The organism is Halorussus ruber (assembly GCF_004765785.1).
In the GTDB taxonomy this organism is placed as follows: Archaea; Halobacteriota; Halobacteria; order Halobacteriales; family Haladaptataceae; genus Halorussus; species Halorussus ruber.
Map to the genome: position 1 here is coordinate 1 of NZ_SBIT01000009.1, position 17,692 is coordinate 17,692.

The 17,692-nt window shown below is 65.2% G+C and carries 17 protein-coding genes; 10 read left to right on the top strand and 7 right to left on the bottom strand.

Annotation, left to right across the window (positions count from 1 at the left end; genetic code table 11):
- The first annotated feature begins 201 nt into the window (after positions 1-201).
- From EPL01_RS14700 to EPL01_RS14710, 3 genes are all read left to right on the top strand, one after another.
- A complete protein-coding gene (locus EPL01_RS14700) occupies positions 202-501 on the top strand; it encodes a hypothetical protein (protein WP_135826040.1) in 300 nt (99 codons plus the stop codon).
- Positions 502-1,011: 510 nt separating this feature from the next.
- A complete protein-coding gene (locus EPL01_RS14705) occupies positions 1,012-1,266 on the top strand; it encodes a BolA family protein (protein ID WP_135826041.1) in 255 nt (84 codons plus the stop codon).
- Between the two features lie 29 nt (positions 1,267-1,295).
- Positions 1,296-1,853 (top strand): hypothetical protein, encoded by a 558-nt coding sequence (locus EPL01_RS14710; protein ID WP_135826042.1) that lies wholly within the window; start codon positions 1,296-1,298, stop codon positions 1,851-1,853.
- Positions 1,854-1,870: 17 nt separating this feature from the next.
- On the opposite strand, the gene EPL01_RS14715 is transcribed toward EPL01_RS14710, so the two are convergent.
- From EPL01_RS14715 to EPL01_RS14735, 5 genes are all read right to left on the bottom strand, one after another.
- Positions 1,871-2,872, bottom strand: coding sequence for a WD40/YVTN/BNR-like repeat-containing protein (locus EPL01_RS14715; RefSeq protein WP_135826043.1), 1,002 nt, complete (start codon positions 2,870-2,872; stop codon positions 1,871-1,873).
- A gap of 104 nt (positions 2,873-2,976) precedes the next feature.
- Entirely contained in the window at positions 2,977-4,140 is a 1,164-nt protein-coding gene (locus tag EPL01_RS14720; RefSeq protein WP_135826044.1) for an ABC transporter ATP-binding protein, read from the bottom strand.
- Between the two features lie 46 nt (positions 4,141-4,186).
- Positions 4,187-5,128 (bottom strand): carbohydrate ABC transporter permease, encoded by a 942-nt coding sequence (locus tag EPL01_RS14725; protein ID WP_135826045.1) that lies wholly within the window; start codon positions 5,126-5,128, stop codon positions 4,187-4,189.
- Positions 5,125-6,195 carry a carbohydrate ABC transporter permease gene (locus tag EPL01_RS14730; RefSeq protein WP_135826046.1) on the bottom strand — a complete coding sequence of 357 codons (1,071 nt, stop codon included), beginning with the start codon at positions 6,193-6,195 and terminating at the stop codon, positions 5,125-5,127. The genes EPL01_RS14725 and EPL01_RS14730 overlap by 4 nt, the downstream gene beginning before the upstream one ends.
- A gap of 26 nt (positions 6,196-6,221) precedes the next feature.
- Positions 6,222-7,604 carry an ABC transporter substrate-binding protein gene (locus EPL01_RS14735; protein WP_135826047.1) on the bottom strand — a complete coding sequence of 461 codons (1,383 nt, stop codon included), beginning with the start codon at positions 7,602-7,604 and terminating at the stop codon, positions 6,222-6,224.
- Positions 7,605-8,218: 614 nt separating this feature from the next.
- On the opposite strand from EPL01_RS14735, the gene EPL01_RS14740 reads away from it, so the two are divergent.
- Positions 8,219-9,634, top strand: a complete 1,416-nt coding sequence (locus EPL01_RS14740; protein ID WP_135826048.1) for a class II fumarate hydratase — start codon at positions 8,219-8,221, stop codon at positions 9,632-9,634.
- A gap of 567 nt (positions 9,635-10,201) precedes the next feature.
- Positions 10,202-10,612, top strand: a complete 411-nt coding sequence (locus EPL01_RS14745) for a hypothetical protein (protein WP_135826049.1) — start codon at positions 10,202-10,204, stop codon at positions 10,610-10,612.
- On the opposite strand, the gene EPL01_RS14750 is transcribed toward EPL01_RS14745, so the two are convergent.
- Positions 10,609-11,310 (bottom strand): TMEM165/GDT1 family protein, encoded by a 702-nt coding sequence (locus tag EPL01_RS14750; protein WP_135826050.1) that lies wholly within the window; start codon positions 11,308-11,310, stop codon positions 10,609-10,611. The two genes, EPL01_RS14745 and EPL01_RS14750, sit on opposite strands and share 4 nt — an antisense overlap.
- A gap of 177 nt (positions 11,311-11,487) precedes the next feature.
- Positions 11,488-12,345, bottom strand: a complete 858-nt coding sequence (locus EPL01_RS14755) for a hypothetical protein (protein WP_135826051.1) — start codon at positions 12,343-12,345, stop codon at positions 11,488-11,490.
- Between the two features lie 113 nt (positions 12,346-12,458).
- Between EPL01_RS14755 and EPL01_RS14760 the strand changes: the two genes are divergently transcribed.
- From EPL01_RS14760 to gatE, 5 genes are all read left to right on the top strand, one after another.
- The gene (locus tag EPL01_RS14760; protein WP_135826052.1) at positions 12,459-13,004 is read left to right on the top strand and encodes a hypothetical protein; all 546 of its coding nucleotides are present in this window, start codon (positions 12,459-12,461) and stop codon (positions 13,002-13,004) included.
- A gap of 116 nt (positions 13,005-13,120) precedes the next feature.
- A complete protein-coding gene (locus tag EPL01_RS14765; RefSeq protein ID WP_135826053.1) occupies positions 13,121-13,585 on the top strand; it encodes a PH domain-containing protein in 465 nt (154 codons plus the stop codon).
- The gene (locus tag EPL01_RS14770) at positions 13,582-15,063 is read left to right on the top strand and encodes a PH domain-containing protein (protein WP_135826054.1); all 1,482 of its coding nucleotides are present in this window, start codon (positions 13,582-13,584) and stop codon (positions 15,061-15,063) included. The genes EPL01_RS14765 and EPL01_RS14770 overlap by 4 nt, the downstream gene beginning before the upstream one ends.
- Before the next feature lie 129 nt (positions 15,064-15,192).
- Positions 15,193-15,453 (top strand): hypothetical protein, encoded by a 261-nt coding sequence (locus EPL01_RS14775; RefSeq protein WP_135826055.1) that lies wholly within the window; start codon positions 15,193-15,195, stop codon positions 15,451-15,453.
- A 74-nt stretch (positions 15,454-15,527) separates the two neighbouring features.
- A complete protein-coding gene (gene gatE, locus EPL01_RS14780; RefSeq protein ID WP_135826056.1) occupies positions 15,528-17,396 on the top strand; it encodes a Glu-tRNA(Gln) amidotransferase subunit GatE in 1,869 nt (622 codons plus the stop codon).
- Positions 17,397-17,692 lie beyond the last annotated feature (296 nt).

The window sequence follows — 17,692 nt, forward strand, 5'->3', positions numbered from 1 at the left end:
GTCCGCTCCCGCTGCCAACATTCAAGAGTCGCGGTGTCTAACGTCCTTTTGAGCAGGTTTGCGGCTTGCATGGACACAACCGCTACAACCTGCTCACTTCTTAAACTGCGCTAACTAGACAGTGCCTTTTAAACAAATTTGTAAATTGCTTTGCGGTGTTTCGACCGAACTCTTGAGGGGCACGAGGTCCAAGGTTCGACCATGTCCAGCGACGAACTCCAGCCGAACGACCTCGAAGAGGGAACTCGCGTTCGACTCGAATGGTCGCCGCGCGGCGGTCGCGGGGCCGCAAGCGCCGCGGAGGGCGAGGTGACCGGCGTCTGGCGGCCGGACGACGACGTGCAGGAGTTCACCGTCGAACAGGACGACGACGCCATCAACGTCTACACCGACTACCGCAACCCGGTGGTCGAGCGCGTCGAGGGCGGTCTGGACGGCGAGGAGCCAGACACCCAGACGGTCGGGCGTCTGGACCGGATTGTGGCGTCGGGCGAGACCTGAATCACGGGCTTCCGGTTTTTTGCGTCTATTGTGCGAGTAGTGTTCAGGACCCGCCACTCTCCACGTGCTTCGTTCGGTGGACCAACCGAACCCCTTGGCGGACTGAAAGGGCGAGCGCGGTTCGCGTTTACGTGGTCGCCTCAGCGACCCCTATCCGGAGCGAACGAAGTGAGCGGAGGATATGTCGCTGAGAGACCGCGAACCGCGCGAGGGCTTTCGAAACCATTGTCGCTGTCGTCACGGAGTATCTGAATACTACTCACAAACTGAAAGCAGAAAGAAGCTAGCTTCAGGCTTGAGCATAGCCGTCTACTGCCCAGTACCACAACCGCAGGCCACGTCCTCCCCAACCGATTGCGGTCCTCGGCCACGGGCCTGCGGTCCTCATCCCTCGCGCGGTTCGGCGTGACACGGAGGTCACGCCAGCGCGCGCCGGACAGGAGAGTCTCAGAGTAGGTCGAAGCAGGGAGTATCCACACGCATTTCACCGCCCGTCTCGTACCCCGGAACATGAACGCCGAAGACGTGGAAGCACTCATCGAGGAGAACCTCGAAGACGCCGACGCGACAGTCAGCCACCCCCGCGGCGTGGACGACGAGGACCACCTCGCGGCCACCGTGGTCTCGCCCGCCTTCGAGGGCGAGTCGCTGGTCGACCAGCACGAGATGGTCTACGACGCCCTCGGCGACCACATGACCGAGGAGATTCACGCGCTCGAAGTCACCACCTACACGCCCGACGAGTACGCCGAACGCGCCGAGTAGACCGGCGGAACTACGACTACTCACAACTCATGCCCACTTTCGTTGAGGAAGTCCAACTGATAGCCAGCGACAACGCCGCAGAACTCTCTCGCCGCCTCGGCGACCGAGTCGAGACCCTCGGGGAGGCCCTCTCGCTCCTCGAAGACTGGACCGAGGAGAGCCGCGAGACCCGGACCGAACTGGCCTCGAAGTACGAGTCGGCCAAGGACCTCGCCCGGGACGAGATTCGGGACCACGACGCTCCCGACCCCGAGGACCGAGACCCCGGCGACATCCCGACCGAGGACCTGCTCGACCACCCCGCGGTCAGCGAGCGCACGAAACAGCGACTCGCCGAGTACAGCACCAAGCTCTACGTCTATCTGGACGAGGAGAGCGCCTACGGCGAGGCCCGCACCGAGTTGGCCCGCGCGCTCGACACCGAACTTGAACTGTACGGCGACCTCCTGCCCGCGCTCGACCGCGGCGCGGTGTCGGTCCGTGACGCCCAACAGCAGATTGCGCGACTCGCCAGAGAGCAGGACCTCGGCCCGGCGAACCAGACCGCCGCGGACGTGCTACTGGAATCGGCGGTCGAAGAGGAGTAGCACTCGCCAGCAGTCGGTCAGACTTCGAACTGCGCCAGCGGGATGCACCGGCCGTGGACGCTCTCGGGGGCGGGGACCGAGCCGGTTGCCCCCCACTCGTCCGCGCCGCGGCGAAGCAGGGTTCCCCGGTGGGTCACTCCAATCGCGTCGCCGTCGTACTCGCACCACCCGACCGCGACCTCCTCCGGGGTCGGCGACGGGACCGATTCGAGGGCCGACTCCTCGCGGTCGGTCCGGTACTCGAACAGCGCGTGGTCGCGGTCCTCCTCCCACGACGAGGGCGGCGTCGGCGACCCGCCGACGAAAGTCTCCCCGTCGCGGACCAGCGACTCGCGGAAGTAGCTCTGGCGATGCTCGTCGTCCAGTCGCGCCCACGACCGGCCGGTGTCGGTCGTCCGGTAGAGGCCGCTCCCGGTCGCCGCGACGATTGTGCCGCCGTCCGCCAGCGCGAGGTGGTGGATGTCGTCGGTGTGGGGCGCGTCGAAGCCCTCGATTCGCCCGTCTCGCCACGTCTCGCCGCCGTCGTCGCTGGCGTAGACCCCGCCGACCTCGACTCCGGCGACGACGCGCTCGGGCGACTCGGGGTGGACGCGCACGTCCCGAACCTGCGCGACGTTCTCGTGGCGGTCGATGCCCCAGTCGTCGCGCTCGGCGAGTTCTCGGAAGCCGTCGAGGTCGCGCCACGCCACGTTCGAAATCTCGCCCGAACCGTCGATTTCGGCGACGTAGACGTGTGCGGGCCGCGTCCCGGCGTAGATTCGCCCTTCGCTCGCGCCGACCGCGTAGACTTCTTCCCGCGGCACGTCGAGATTCGTCCACTCCTCGCCGTCGTGAGAGTGATAGAGTCCGGTCTTCGTGGCCGCGAACGCGCCGGAGACGCCATCGAAGGTCTCGACGCGAAGCACCCGGCCCGACCGGAGGACGCGCTCGGCGTCGGTCTCCTCCGGCCCCTCGGCCGCGCCGGACCCGACCGGACTCGCCGCGCGATACACGCCGTCGTCGCTACCTACGAGCAACATACGTACACTATCCGACAGGATAGACTAAAGTGTTCGCTGAAACCAGTTTGTGTTGTCTGGTAGATAAGAGAGGAGTCCCGAGAAAGCCGAGTTCCGGGGACGGCTCAGATGTTCGGTTGCGGGACTTCGGTCCGGTCCAGCTTCCGGTTGTGGAGCGCCTCGCCGGTCTCGCGGTCGAAGACGTGAATCGCCTCCTCGGGGATGCGCGCGACGACTTTCTGCCCGCTCTCGACGCTCCGGAGACCCGAGACGGTGGCGACGAAGGTCTCGGTCTCCTCGTCTGTCGCCACGGCGCGGTCGGCGTCGGCGAACGTCAGGTAGACGTTGTTCTCGTCGCCCATCGGTTCGACCACGTCCACCGCGGTCCGGAAGTCGTGGCGACCCTCGCCCTCGCCGACCAGTTCGATGTCCTCCGGGCGAATCCCGAGGACGAGTCGGTCGTGGCCCTCCACGTCGGCCAGCGTCTCGTCGGAGAGGAGGTACTCGAACTCCTCGGCCACGAGGCTCCCGTTGCGGAGGTCCACGTCGAAGAAGTTCATCGAGGGTTCCCCGATGAACCCCGCGACGAAGACGTTCCGGGGCTCGTGGTAGCACTCCAGCGGCGTGCCGACCTGCTGGAGCTTTCCGTCGTTCAGGATGGCGATGCGGTCGCCCATCGTCATCGCCTCGGTCTGGTCGTGGGTGACGTAGACCGTGGTGACGCCCAAGTCCTCCTGCAATCGCTGGAGTTCGGTCCGCATCTGCGAGCGCAGCTTGGCGTCGAGGTTCGACAGCGGTTCGTCCATCAGGAAGACCTCCGGGTCGCGGACGATTGCGCGACCGAGGGCGACGCGCTGTTGCTGACCGCCCGAGAGTTCGCCCGGTTTTCGGTCGAGCAGGTCCTCGATGCCCATCATCGCGGCGGTCTCCTCGACCCGCGAGCGAATCTCGTCGTCGGGCATGTCGGTGGACTCCTCCAGTCCGAAGCTCATGTTCTCCCGCACCGTCATGTGGGGGTAGAGCGCGTAGGACTGGAACACCATGGCGATGTCCCGCGTCGTCGGCGGTTCGTCGGTGATGGTGCGACCGCCGAGTCGGATGTCGCCGTCCGAGACGGTTTCGAGGCCCGCAATCATCCGCAGGGTCGTGGACTTGCCACACCCCGAGGGACCGACCAGCACGAGGAACTCGCCGTCTTCGATTTCGACGCGGGCGTCGTCCACCGCGACGATTCGCCCGCCGTCGTCCTCGAACCACTTGGTTACCCCGTCGAGGGTCAGTTCGGCCATCGTTCTGTCCTCCGTCGTAGAGTGGTGTAAAGCTTTGTCATGGTCTTCAAGTCTCCCCGGCAACTCCCTTTGCGAACTGTTCGCCGAACAGGACGTACACCAGCAGGGTCGGCAGGGCCGCGACGAACGCGCCCGCCATCTGGGTGTTGAACGATTCCACGATACCGCCAGTCAGACTGTTGAGCGCAATCGTGACCGGTGCCGCCGCGCCTCCTCCGGACGGGAGGATGACCAGCGCGAACAGCAGGTCGTTCCAGATTTGAGTGAACTGATAGATGAGCGTGACCGCGAAAATCGGCCGCGAGAGCGGCAGGACGATGTTGCGGTAGATGCTGAACACGCTCGCACCGTCGAGTCGGGCGGCCTCTATCATCTCGTCCGAGAGCGTCTGGTAGTACGACCGGAACAGCAGGAAGGTGATGGGAATCCCGTACGCGACGTGAGTCACGATGAGGTTGATGATGCTGGCGTAATGCTCGTGCATCATCGGGAGACCCCACAGGAAGCTCAGCAGTTCCTGCGTGTTCACGATGGCGTAGAGCCGCGAGAGGGGCACCAGCACCGCCTGATACGGGATGAAGATGCCCGCCACGAACAGCGCGACCAGCGCCGTCTGGTACTTCCAGTCGATGGTCGTCAGCCCGTAGGCCGCGATGGACCCCAGTCCCGCCGACAGGACGGTCGCCGGAACCGCCAGCAGGAGGCTGTTGACGAGCGCGTTGCTCATCTCGCTGAACGCGATTTCCCACGGTTCGAAGGTGAATCCGTCTGCAACCGGCGGGAGGAACGGCACGGTCCGGTTGAACGCGTCGGTCGTCTTGAACGCGGTCATCAGCCCCGCTTCCAGCGGCGCGAGGTAGAAGCCCACCAGACCGAGGAGAATCGCGTAGAGCGCGACCCTCGTTCGGTCGGCGTCTCTAATCGTCTGTTCGATTCGCTCTCGTCTGGTGTGGTCGTCCGGGTTCGGACTGGCTGGCGGACTGCTCATAGTTCACCTCGTCGGTATTCGCTGTAGAGGTACGGCGCGACCACCGCCAGCGCCATGCCGAATAGCACGATGGCGATGGCCGACCCGTAGGCCCAGTTGTTCGACCCGAACGCCTCGCGGAACATCATCGTGGCGAGGATGTCGGCGGCCGGGCCGGGGTTGTTGCCGAACATCACGTAGAGGAAGTCGAAGGCCTTCAGCGCGAACACCATCAGCACCACCGCGGCGCTCATGGTCGAGGCGCGAAGCTGGGGCAGGATGACCCGCCAGTACATCTTCGCGGTACTCGCGCCGTCTACCTTCGCGGCCTCGTAGTGAGCGGTCGGAATCGCTCGAAGCCCCGCGAGGTACACCACCATCGCGTAGCCCGAGAACTGCCAGATGAGCGCGAAGATGACCGCCGCCAGCTTGGTGTCGGGGTTCGAAATCCACTGCAAGGTCAGGAAGTCGAGTCCCAACTGGCGGAGCGTGACGTTTATCATCCCGATTTGGGGGTTGTACATCCACGCCCAGAACTTCGCGGTCACGACGAACGAGAGGCTCATCGGCAGGAGGTAGATAGTTCTGAGGGTGTTCTCGAACCGAATCTCTTGGTCCACCAGAATGGCCAACAGCAGGCCAAAGAGCAGGCAGACCGCGGTGAACGCCACCAGCAGGACGAGCGTGTTCTGGGCCGCGGTCCAGAACGACGGGTCCGAGAGCGCCCGGCGGTACATCTCCAGGTCGAACTCCGAAACCGTGTACTCCGGCAGGAGCAGGCCCTCGAAGTCCGTCAGCGAGATGACGAGGTTCCACCCGATTGCCCCGTAGACGAAAAAGCCCATCAGCAGGAAGGGCGGGAGCCAGAACGGAATCGACTGGACGAAGTCGCTCGACAGTAGCGACTGCCACCGGCCGGTCTCGGTCGGGGTCTCCTCGGCGGTGGCTACCCCACCGTCAGAGCGAAGCTCTGACGAACCTCGCAGACGGTCGGTCTGCTCGCTACCATCCGCGCGAAGCTCCCGGTCCCCGCTGTCGGCCCCGCGTCTCGGAGAGAGCCGTCGGAGTACGTCTCTGAGTCGTTGCATGTGAAAAGGAAACGTGGGAGCTGCCTTCAGTTGAACGCCTGTTTCAGCTGCTTGTAGGTCTTATCGACGTTCCAGCCTGAGGTGAACGTCGACATCGCGTCGCCGAAGTTGCTCTTGGCTCCCGGCGGGATGGCCAGCCCGTGCTGGATGGACTTGACCTGCACGTCGGAGTTGGCGAAGTCGTCCATCTGGCGGCTGAGGAACGGCCCGAACTTATCCTTGGGCACGTCGGTACGGGGCGGAATCGACCCCTTCTTGGGGTTGAACCGCTCCTGAGCGTCCACGCTCCCGACGTACTGGAGGAACTTCTTGGCCGCCTCGGGCGAGGGGTTGTTCTTCGGCATGGGGAACGAGTCCATGTTGAGCGCGTAGACGCCCTGCGTGCCGGGGAACGGCACCTGCCCCCACTCGGACTCGAACTCGAAGCCGTCCTGTCCGCGGTACATGCCCGCGGCCCAGTCGCCCTGATGGAAGAAGGCGGCCTCGCCGTTGATGACCTTCTTGTTCGCCTCGGTCCACGAGATGGACCCCGCGTCGTCGTTGAAGTACTCGGTGTACTCCTTGACGATGCTGAGGGAGTTCTTGACGGCCTCCTTGTTGGCCTCGACTTTGCCCTCGGTGAAGGCGCGGTAGGTCTCCGTGCCGTGTTCGCCGAGGAGGACCTGCGCCCAGAGCTGGGCCGTGGACCACGCGGATTTGGTCTGGTTGGCCATGCCGACCGCGTCGGTGTTCTCCTCGACTTTCTTCATCGCCGCGGTGAGGTCGCTGGGCTTCTCGATGGACGAGGGGTCCACGCCCGCCTCCTCGACGACCTTCTTGTTGTAGAAGAGGTTGTTGAGCCGGTGGATGTTGATGGGGACCGTGACGAACTTCCCGTCGGGCTTGGCGGCGTCCTTCGGCCCTTCGAGGTAGGCGTCCTTCATGCCGTTTTTCGACCAGACCGAATCGCCGATGTCTTTCAGCTTGTCGGCCTCCACGAACGGCTGGAGGTGTGCGCCCGGCCACGCCTGCCACGTGCTGGGCGGGTTGTTGTTCAGGACGCGCTTCTTGATGACGGTCTTGAGATTCTGGCCGCCGCCGCCCGCTACGGGGTTCTGGTTGACCTCGATGTCGGGGTGTGCCTCCTCGAAGCCCGCGAACAGCGCCTCTGCGGCCTTCGCACCGTCGCCGCCGGTCCACCAGTGCTGGACCTCTAGGGTCTCGTAATTCGAGTCCTCCTCGGTCGTGCTGTCGCTGTCGCCATCGCTGGACTCGGTGGTCTCGTCCGAACCGGAGTCGGTCGTCGTCCCTTCGGAGTCACCGCCGCCGCCCATACAACCGGCCAGTCCGGTGACGCCGATAGTACCCGCACCAGCTACTTTGAGATAGTCGCGCCGAGAAACGTCGGAACCTTCGTTGGCATCTGTCATACGTTAGGCCTAAGCGGGTTCATCACACACCAGCCACTTAAACGTTGTTGAAATTAATGCAAGACCGAGTAAACTGTGAGTCAGTAACACACTAGGACGGTCGACCCAGAATCAGACTGCCGTCTCTGGGTTTTTCGAGAGCAGTTAGTCGGACAACATCTATTGCGTTGGGAGTTGTGTCGTTCTACCATCACTAAATCGGCGGGTTTCTGTTACCCGTGTGACTCGTTTCTCCGCCTGTGTGGTCGGTGACGGTGTGCCGTCAGTCGGGCGCGCGGATATCCGAGTCGACGGCGCGGGTGGTCGAGGGAGAATCGGTTCTGAGGGAGAACCGATTCTAGTCGACTCATGCGGGCGCGAGCGTTGGACTGCGCTCGCGCCCGCATACCACCATAACTAAATAATGTTTTAAGCAATAATTAGATGTCCGATTCGGGCGGAATCCGTCCCTCTCGGGCGTTCGCCCCAACCGACCGCCGAGACCGAGTGCGCACGATATTTATCTGCGGGGGATGGACCTTCGAACGTATGACTTCCGGCAATCGCTTCCTCGCTCGCTCCGCTCACGAGACTGCGCTTCCCGACCTCACGCGAATCTCCGGAGGTCGATTCGCATGAGCGACGACGAGGACTACCGGACAGAGGAGGACAGCCTCGGAGAGATGCAGGTACCGACCGACGCCTACTGGGGCGCACAGACCCAGCGCGCACTCGCTAACTTCCCCATCTCGGGCATCACGTTCGGACGGCGGTTCGTCCGCGCGCTCGGCGTCGTCAAGAAGGCCGCCGCGGAGGCCAACCGGGACCTCGAGATGATTCCCGAGGACAAGGCCGACGCCATCGTGGCGGCCGCAGACGAGGTCATCGAGGGTCGCCACGACGACCAGTTCCCCGTGGACGTGTTCCAGACCGGGAGCGGGACCTCCTCGAACATGAACGCCAACGAGGTCATCGCCAACCGCGCGACCGAGATTTACGGCGGCGAAATCGGAAGCCGGGAAATCCATCCCAACGACCACGTCAACTTCGGCCAGTCGAGTAACGACGTGATTCCGACCGCGATGCACGTCGCCAGCCTCGAAGCCGTCGAGAAGGACCTCCTGCCCGCCTTGGACCAGCTCCGCGAGGCGCTGGAAGCCAAAGAAGACGAGTTCGACGGCGTCGTCAAGACCGGTCGCACCCACCTGCAGGACGCCACGCCGGTCCGCCTCGGACAGGAGTTCGGCGGCTACCGCACGCAGGTCGAGAAGGGCCTCGCGCGCCTCGACCAAGTTCGGGACCACCTCTCGGAGTTGGCGCTCGGCGGGACCGCAGTCGGAACGGGTCTGAACACCCACCCCGAATTCCCCGAGAAGGCCGCCGAGTACATCTCCGAGGAGACCGGCGTCGAGTTCCGCGAGGCCGACAACCACTTCGAAGCCCAGGCCGCCCACGACGCGATGTCCGAGGCCCACGGCGCGCTCCGGACCATCGCTGGCTCGCTCAACAAAATCGCCAACGACCTGCGCCTGCTGGCCTCCGGGCCGCGGAACGGTCTCGGCGAACTCGAACAGCCGGAGAACCAGCCCGGTAGCTCCATCATGCCCGGCAAAATCAACCCCGTCGTCGCCGAGGCGGTCAATCAGGTCCACAAGCAGGTCGTGGGCAACGACGCCGCCGTGAGCGCGGGTGCCGCCGAGGGCCAAATCGACCTCAACCTCTACAAGCCGGTGCTGGCGCACAACTTCCTCCAGTCCGCCGAGATGCTCGCCAACGCGAGCGAAGTCTTCGGCGAGAAGTTCGTCCGCAAGCTGGAAGCCAACGAGGAACACTGCGAACAGCAGGTCGAACAGAGCATGGCGCTGGCCACGGCGCTCAACCCCCACATCGGCTACGACAAGGCCAGCGACGCCGCCAAGACCGCCCTGAAGGAGGGCAAGACTGTGAAAGAGGTCGTCGTGGAGAAGGGCTACCTCAGCGAGGAGGAGGCCGACGAGGTCATCGACCCCGAGAAGATGACCCACCGCGGGATTCTGGGTAGCGACGACTAGGAACGAACGGACCGTTTCTTCGTTTTTCTTCTTTTGACGAGTGACGCGGTTTCCGCAGAACTGTGGGAGTTACTACGATACTCGAGAGAACATCTGCCTCGAAAGCCCTCGCGCGGCTTGCGGTCGCTCAGCGGGATATTCGGCGCGCGCAGAACTGCGCGCGCCGAATAGGGCCGCGCTGAGGCGACTAAACTGAACGCAAGCCCCGCTCGCCCTTTCAGTCCGCCAAGGACAGCAGTTGTCTCACTGAGCGAACGCTCGGTGGTAGACTCTACAAGCATACGCTTGACCAGTCGAACCACAGTCTGGGTGGACTGAAAGGGGCCGGTCGCTCGCGTACAGTTCAGTCGCCTGTGCAGGCCCTATTCGCGGCGGGTTGTGCGGAGAGCCGCGAATATCCTGCACAGCGACCGCGAGCGGCCGGGGGCTTTCTAAACCTTCTCCTCGGTACTCTCGGCGTTCGCTTTCGGCTCAATTTCGTTCACGGCCGCATCGCTACAGATTCAGAAATCCACTTTCCAGAAACGCCCGTCAACCGTTTCAGACAGGCCGTCGTCCTCTAGTTCCATGTCCGACGACCGACACGGCGACAGCGACACCGCGACCTTCGAGATGACGCGAAACGAGGCCCGGGTCGTCATCGCAGCGCTCTCCGACGAGGAGATGACCGCCTCGGACGACCGAGGGATGCGCATCCAGAACATCCAAGACCACCTCTCTGCGGAGTTCGACTTCGACGAGCACCGGGGAGTCGAGAAGGGCGAGATGGCGACCGAGGACGACACCGGGTGGCTCGACAACGACTCCATCTTCGGCGGAAACGACCCCGACGACACCGAGACGGTCGAACTCTCCCGGCCGGAAGCCAACGTCGTGACCGACGCGCTCGCCGACTTCGAGTTGGACGAGGGCCACGAGAACGCCGGGACCGCCGAGAACGTGCGCGAGCGGATTTCGGACGCCTTCGAGAATCGCTAAATCGGAATCGCGGCCGAAATCGCGCCGGACAGCGTCCCGACGATGGCCTCCCACACCGAGAAGCCGGTGAGGATGGCCAGTATCGTGTCGAGGCCGAAGAACAGGAACAGCGCCGCGCCGGCGAAGTGGGCCTTCCGCACGTCGAACGCGTGGGAGAACTTGTGGAAGAAGAAGGCGTTGGCCATGCTGACCGGGATGATGGCCAGCATCTCGCCCACCCAGATCGCCGGGGTCGCGCCGTACTGGACCGCCAGCCCGATGGTGACCAGTTGGGTCTTGTCGCCGAACTCGCCCGCCGCCATCATGGCGAAGATGGGGAGGAATCCGCCGAAAGCGTCGGGGACTTCTCTGCCGAACACCGTCATGTCGATGTCACCGGGGCTCATCACGCCGCCGTCGGTCTCGGCGGGCACCTCGCTCGACTTCGGCGCGGACCGCACGAGCAGGACCGCGAAGGCCAGAAAGAGAACGGCGGTGAAAGCGTCCAGATAGACCGCCGGGAGCGCGCCCTTGAGTTGACTGCCGAACCAGATTTCGAGCGCGGTCCACCCGGCGAACGCGCTCCCCGCCGCCGTCACCACGACCCACGGGTTGTAGCGCGTCGAGAGTCCGGCGATGATGAACTGGACCTTCTCGCCGGGGAGGACGAGCAGTTGGGCCGTGAAGGCCACAATTACGATTTCGAGAAATCCCGCCATCAGGACCGCACCTCCGGGGTCGGTAGGTGGAGGCGTGAGAGCGGTGCAACCGTGAACTCGGATAGCATAGTTGCTACAAATTAGATGCGTCTAAAGTAAAAGTCCTTTCCTCTCAAAGCAGTCTCGGCCCAGACAGGTGACTACTCGGGTGAGAGTCCGCAGGAGTAAGCCCGGCGACTACTGATTCCGACTGCTTTCGAGGTAGAGGTGGCCGAACGCGAGGCCGAACAGGGGGAGCAGGCCCGCGGTCAGTCCGGCGGAGACGAACTCCCCGGCGAGCGAGAGCGGGCCGAACGCGCTCGCCGCGTAGTTCGACGCCGCCGAGAGCGCGACGTAGCCGAAACTGACGCCGAAGACCTTCGTCACGTTGCCGCGACTGGCCCGCCAGCCCGCTCTGAGGCTTCCGAGCGGTCCCGTCCCGTCGATGACGCAGGCCGGGTACGCCAGCACGAGTCGGCAGAAGAGGTAGACGCCCGGGAGGACCAGCAGGAAGAGGCCGACCGCGGTGAGGAGCCACGCGAGCGTCCCCGTGACGACCAGCGACGGGAGGCGGGCCGCGGACTGCTTGAGCCGGTCGGCGAGCGAGGGCGCGCGCTCCTCGACGGCGGCGTCTGCGGTCGCGTAGACCACGCTCCAAGCCAGCGCAAACCCGACGAAGAGCGCGAGATACACCGGCCACACCCAGTCGGCGACTCGCGGCGGTTCCGCGGGCGCGGTCGGCGAGACGCCCGCCAGCGCGACGACCGAGAGGAGCGAGACGGCGAACGCGAGGCCGACGAGTTCGAGGCTATCGGTCAGGACCTCCTTGGACCACCGGAGAGTATCGACCACGTCGAGTCGCCGGACGTGGACCCGCTCGGTCGGGACTCCTCGGGGCGGCGAGTCGTCGCCCCTCGCCGAGGCCCGTCGGGCCGCCGACGGGCCTCGGACCGTCGGCGGATTTCGGTCCGTCGGCGGGTTTCGGTCCGTCGGCGCGTCGCGGTCTGCAGGGGTGTCGCGGTCGGTTTCGGCGCTGTCCTCGCGCTGACTGCCCATGCGCTCAGGTTCACAAACCGCTGATATAAATCTCGGGGAGGCGGTAGCGGGGTTTCGACAGTCCGACGCTCCGACGACCAATTTCATACGAGAGAGCGTCGTACCGATAGGTCATGTCGCTGGAGAGTTTGCTCGTTCTCCTCGAACTCGTCCTGGTCTGGCTGGCCGTCGTTGCCATCGTCTTCGGCGTCATCTTCGTCGGCGGCGCGCTCGTCGCGGCCGTCTCGCTTCCCGTCACGCTGGTCCTGCCGACGGTTCGGTGCCACCTCCTCGCGCTCACCGAGAACGTGACCGGGGTGCGACCCGACTCGCTCACCGACTGGCGCTTCCTCGGGGCCTACTTCGTTTTCGTCTACGCCTACGGGCTATCGCTCCTCCTCGGGTCGGCGTGGTTCGCGGAGTCGCTTCCGGCGACGGGACGACTTCTCTCCGCAGGAGGAGTCGGGATGAACTCGACGTTTGCCGTCGTCGAACTCGCGGCCGTCGCGCTCGCTGTCGTCGCGGCCCTGCTCGTCGTCCGCCCGGTAGTGGCGAACGTGCGACTCCGGGCCGTCGGCGAGTGGACGTTATTTCTCGTCCTCGTCGCCGGACTGACCGCCGCGGCCGCGTTCGTCGTGCCGTGGCTCCTCTTGGCCGTTCTCGATGGCCTCGTCTTGTGAGAGACAACTAAACGATTGGCAAAGAGATATATAGAATCTCTAAGTAAAGAATTACATATTCCTCACGTCGAGCAAAGACGGGGAGACTTATCGGACGCGAGGTAGTTCATCGACGCATGGAAGTGCTGAATCCGCGCGTCCGCCTCGTCTGGAGCGTCGGCGCGGTCACGACCGCAATCGTGCTGGGCCTCCTCGCGGCGCTCGTAGATCGGTTCGCGCTCGGCGTGGGACTCTGGGTCGCCCTCGTCGTGGCCGGTCTGGCGCTCGCGCTCGGGGTCGTCTTCGCCCTCCTCCGGTATCGCATCTGGCGCTTCGAGGTCCGCGACGCCGACCTCTATCTGGAGCGAGGAGTACTGACGCGGGTGAACACGGTGGTCCCGTTCGTCCGCGTCCAGCACGTCGATACCCAGCGCGGGCCGGTCGAGCGCGCGCTCGGACTGGCGAGCGTCGTGGTCTACACCGCCGGGTCGCGGGGCGCGGACGTGACGATTCCGGGTCTGACGCCCGAGCGGGCCGACGACTTGCAGGAACAGCTCCGTCGCCTCGCCATCGAGAGCGAGCGCGAGTCCGACGCCGTATGAGACTCCACCCGTTCTCGGTCCCCTACCGGGCGCTCTCGCGGGGGATGAGCATCGGCCTGATGCTGTTTTTCCTCGGCCAGTCGCTGGTGGGGACCGACGCCCTGCCCGTCCGACTGACGAGACCCGGCCTGTTCGCGCTCGCGGCAGTCGGCGTCGTGGCGGTCGCGCTCTGGCAGGTCGCCTACTACCGGCGCTTCGAGTACCGACTCACCGACGACGGCCTCGAAATCGCGTCGGGTGTCGTCTCCCGGCGCAACCGCGAGATTCCCCTCCGGAGAATCCAGAACGTGGACATCTCGCGCAACCTGATTCAGCGGGCGCTCGGCATCGCGGTCCTCGACCTCGAAACCGCCGGGGGAGGAGCGACCGAGGCCAGCCTCCGGTTCGTCGGCTACGACGAGGCCAAGCGCCTCCAGCGGGAAATCCAGCGACTCAAGCGCGGCGCAGAGGAATCGGAGACGGGTGAATCAGCAGACCGCGAGGTGCGCGACGACCGCGAGGAGCTCCTCTTCGAACTCGCCACCGCGGAGCTGGCCCTCCTGAGCGCGCTCTCGTTCGACTTCCGGTACCTCTCCCTGCTGGCGTTCGGCCCGGCGGCCTTCCCCTTCGTGCCCGGTCTCACCGAGGTCGCGTTCGTCGGCGGGGTGGTCCTGGTCGCCTTCCTCGTGGTCGCGCTCTGGGTCATCAGCGCCGCCGTCACCTTCGCGCGCTACTACGGCTTCCGCCTCACGCAGGTCGGCGACGAACTCCGGTACGAGCGCGGCCTGCTCCAGCGATACGACGGGTCCATCCCCCTCTCGAAGGTCCAGACGCTCACCATGACCGAGAACGTCCTGATGCGGCAGTTCGGCTACGCCACCCTCGCGGTCGAGACCGCTGGCTACGGGCCGGGCCAGACGCCCTCCGGCGGCTCTGAGGCCGCGATTCCGCTGGCGACCAGCGACCGCGTCGCCCGACTCGCGCAGGACGTGGAACCGTTCGACGTGCCGGAGTTCTCTCGCCCGCCGAAGCGCGCCCGGACTCGCTACGCCTTCCGGTACGGCCTCGCGCTGGTGGGCCTCGCGGCGGCGCTGGGCGCGCTCGAAGTCGTCGTCGGCCCCTCCTCGCCCCTCCCGGTTCCGCTCGCGGCGATTCCGCTCGCGTTCGTCCTGTTCGCGCCCGTCGCGGCCCACCTCAAGTGGCGCAACCGGGGCTACGCGGTGGGCCGGAACCACGCCTTCACCCGGAACGGGTTCTGGGACCGGACGACCAAGGTGGTGCCCTACTACCGCGTCCAGACCGTCATCCAGACGAAGACCATCTTCCAGCGCCGCCGGAACCTGGCGAGCGTGGTGGTCGATACCGCGAGTTCGGCTGGCGGGGCCGCGGCGGCGGTGGACTTGGACGCGGAGAAGGCGGCTGAGTTTCGGGAGTTAGTGGGGGAGAAGTTGCAGGAGAGTCTTCGAGAACGACAGAGCGAGGACGCGTCCCCAGACTGACCGTCGAGGGCTATACTCCACCCCTTCCAGACATTAGAAAAAATAGTATAATCTAGGAAAAATTTATATGGCTTGTTTTGGTATGATAGTACACCCCATGCTCGGCAAGCCGAGCGATGGGACTCCATCATGAGACGGACTACGAAACTCCTCGTCACGGTATCGTTCGCGCTACTCGCAGTCGGCTTCGCGGCCAGCGGCGTCACCGCCCAAGAGGTGACTTCCGACATCGGAACCGCCTGTAGCTGTCTTGACAGCGGCGGCGGCAGCGACGACGGTGGCGGTGGGAACGGTGAACTGAAACGCAGTCTCGACAGCGGATTCGTGCTCAACTTTGACGCTGGCGGTGGCGACGATAACGACGACGGCGGTTGCTGTCTGGAGCGGTAGGACGCCGTCCTCCGGACCCGACCAGGAATCGCAACTGGACGGTTTTTTACCCTTCGCCGACTCATTGCCGAGTAATGACTGAACACGACTACGAGGACCTCGGCCTCGTCGCGGGGTTGGAGATTCACCAGCAACTCGACACCGAGTCGAAACTGTTCTGCGGATGTCCGACCGACCTCCGCGAACCGGAGGAGGCCGAGCGCGAGTTCACGCGCTTCCTGCACCCGACCAAGAGCGAACTGGGCGAGATCGACGAGGCCGCGCTCGAAGAGAGCCGCGTCGAGCGCGAGTTCGAGTATCTGGCCTACGACACGACGTGTCTGGTCGAGGAGGACGACGAACCGCCCCACCGCCTCGACGCGGAGGCCCAAGAGGTCGTCCTCGAAATCGCGCAACTGCTCGATATGGACGTAATCGACCAGGCCCACGTCATGCGGAAAATCGTCGTGGACGGGTCCAACACCTCCGGGTTCCAGCGCTCGACGCTGATGGCGACCGACGGCGAGATTTCGACTTCCGAGGGGTCGGTCGGCATCGAGGACCTGATGCTCGAAGAGGAGTCCGCCCAGCGCGTCGAGGAGCGCGAGGACGGCGTCCTCTACAGCCTCGACCGCCTCGGCATTCCGCTGGTGGAAATCGGCACCAAGCCCGACATTCGCTCGCCGGAGCAGGCCCGCGAGGCCGCCGAGCAGATCGGCATGCTCCTGCGCTCGACGGGGCGGGTCAAGCGCGGACTGGGCACCATCCGCCAAGACGTGAACATCTCCATCGAGGAGGGCGCGCGCGTCGAGGTCAAGGGCGTCCAGAGTCTGGACGACATCGACGACCTCGTGGCGAACGAGGTCCACCGGCAGGTCCGCCTGCTGGAGATTCGGGACGAACTCCGCGAGCGCGACGCCGAAGTGGGCGAGGTCATCGACGTGACCGACACCTTCGCCGACACCGAGTCGGGCGTCATCAAGTCGGCGCTCGAATCGGGCGGGAAGGTCACGGCGGTCCCCCTCTACGGCTTCGACGGTCTCGTGGGTGCCGAAATCCAGCCCGACCGCCGCCTCGGGACCGAACTCTCGGACCACGCCAAGCGCCACGGCGCGGGCGGTATCTTCCACACCGACGAACTCCCGGCCTACGGCGTGACCGAGGACGAGGTGGCGGCGCTCCGCGACGCTGTGGGTGCCGGTGACGAGGACGCGGTCGCCATCGTCGCCGCCGACCCCGAGACGGCGGATTTGGCCATCGAGGCCGCCGCCGAGCGCGCCGAGACCGCGCTGGAGGGCGTGCCCGAGGAGACCCGCGGCGCGAACGAGGACGGCACGACGCGCTACCTCCGCCCGCTCCCCGGCGCGGCTCGGATGTACCCCGAGACCGACGTGCCCCCGGTCGAACCCGACCCGAGCGAGGTCGAGACGCCCGAACTCCTCACCGAGAAGGTCGAGCGCTATCAGGACGAGTACGACCTCGACGCGGGCCTCGCCGAGCAGGTCGCCTACGGCGAGCGCATGCCGGTCTTCGAACGCGCGGTCGAGTCCGGCGCGGACGCCACCCTCGCGGCCCAAGCCGTCGAAAGCACGGTCACGGAACTCCGGCGCGACGGCGTGCCGGTCGAGAATCTGGACGACGACCACTTCCTGCAGGTCCTCGACGCGGTCGCCGACGGCGAGACCGCGAAGGGCAACGTCGGCGAGGTGCTGACCGCGCTCGCGGAGAACCCCGAGTTGACCGCCAGCGAGGCCATCGAGCGGGAGGGCCTCGGGAGCGCGGGCGAGGACGAGGTCCGCGAGGCCGTGGTCGAAGTCGTGGAGCGCAACGAGGAGCAGGTCGCCGACGAGGGCATGCAGGCGTTCTCGGGCCTGATGGGCGAAGCGATGGGTGCCTTGGGTGGGAAAGCAGATGGGGACACCGTGAGTCAGTTGCTCCGTGAGGAGATTCAGAAGCGGGCTTAGAGAACGGTAATTGTTTCTTTTACATTCTATTCCCTTTCTTAAGGGATGCTCTAGCTGTCCTTGGTCGTACCGGAACGACTGTAATCGTAGTCGTGAACGTCTCTTGAAGCCCCCGCCCGCTCGCGGTCGCTCCGGCGGATATTCTCAGGCCTCTCAGCACCGCCCGGCCTGAGAATAGAGCCGCCGGAGACGACCACGGGCCGGAGGCCCGCGACCGGGCGGCCCCTTCATCCCGCCCTATCGGTTGGTCAGTCGAGCGTTTGCCAGCAGTTGCCGAGTCGAGCGCATTCCGGTGG

What these genes read in the sequence shown, in the direction of transcription:
- EPL01_RS14700 (WP_135826040.1), top strand. Translation starts at nt 202, where the DNA reads ATGTCCAGCGACGAACTCCAGCCGAACGACCTCGAAGAGGGAACTCGC.
- EPL01_RS14705 (WP_135826041.1), top strand. Translation starts at nt 1,012, where the DNA reads ATGAACGCCGAAGACGTGGAAGCACTCATCGAGGAGAACCTCGAAGAC.
- EPL01_RS14710 (WP_135826042.1), top strand. Translation starts at nt 1,296, where the DNA reads ATGCCCACTTTCGTTGAGGAAGTCCAACTGATAGCCAGCGACAACGCC.
- EPL01_RS14715 (WP_135826043.1), bottom strand. Translation starts at nt 2,872, where the DNA reads ATGTTGCTCGTAGGTAGCGACGACGGCGTGTATCGCGCGGCGAGTCCG.
- EPL01_RS14720 (WP_135826044.1), bottom strand. Translation starts at nt 4,140, where the DNA reads ATGGCCGAACTGACCCTCGACGGGGTAACCAAGTGGTTCGAGGACGAC.
- EPL01_RS14725 (WP_135826045.1), bottom strand. Translation starts at nt 5,128, where the DNA reads ATGAGCAGTCCGCCAGCCAGTCCGAACCCGGACGACCACACCAGACGA.
- EPL01_RS14730 (WP_135826046.1), bottom strand. Translation starts at nt 6,195, where the DNA reads ATGCAACGACTCAGAGACGTACTCCGACGGCTCTCTCCGAGACGCGGG.
- EPL01_RS14735 (WP_135826047.1), bottom strand. Translation starts at nt 7,604, where the DNA reads ATGACAGATGCCAACGAAGGTTCCGACGTTTCTCGGCGCGACTATCTC.
- EPL01_RS14740 (WP_135826048.1), top strand. Translation starts at nt 8,219, where the DNA reads ATGAGCGACGACGAGGACTACCGGACAGAGGAGGACAGCCTCGGAGAG.
- EPL01_RS14745 (WP_135826049.1), top strand. Translation starts at nt 10,202, where the DNA reads ATGTCCGACGACCGACACGGCGACAGCGACACCGCGACCTTCGAGATG.
- EPL01_RS14750 (WP_135826050.1), bottom strand. Translation starts at nt 11,310, where the DNA reads ATGGCGGGATTTCTCGAAATCGTAATTGTGGCCTTCACGGCCCAACTG.
- EPL01_RS14755 (WP_135826051.1), bottom strand. Translation starts at nt 12,345, where the DNA reads ATGGGCAGTCAGCGCGAGGACAGCGCCGAAACCGACCGCGACACCCCT.
- EPL01_RS14760 (WP_135826052.1), top strand. Translation starts at nt 12,459, where the DNA reads ATGTCGCTGGAGAGTTTGCTCGTTCTCCTCGAACTCGTCCTGGTCTGG.
- EPL01_RS14765 (WP_135826053.1), top strand. Translation starts at nt 13,121, where the DNA reads ATGGAAGTGCTGAATCCGCGCGTCCGCCTCGTCTGGAGCGTCGGCGCG.
- EPL01_RS14770 (WP_135826054.1), top strand. Translation starts at nt 13,582, where the DNA reads ATGAGACTCCACCCGTTCTCGGTCCCCTACCGGGCGCTCTCGCGGGGG.
- EPL01_RS14775 (WP_135826055.1), top strand. Translation starts at nt 15,193, where the DNA reads ATGAGACGGACTACGAAACTCCTCGTCACGGTATCGTTCGCGCTACTC.
- gatE (WP_135826056.1), top strand. Translation starts at nt 15,528, where the DNA reads ATGACTGAACACGACTACGAGGACCTCGGCCTCGTCGCGGGGTTGGAG.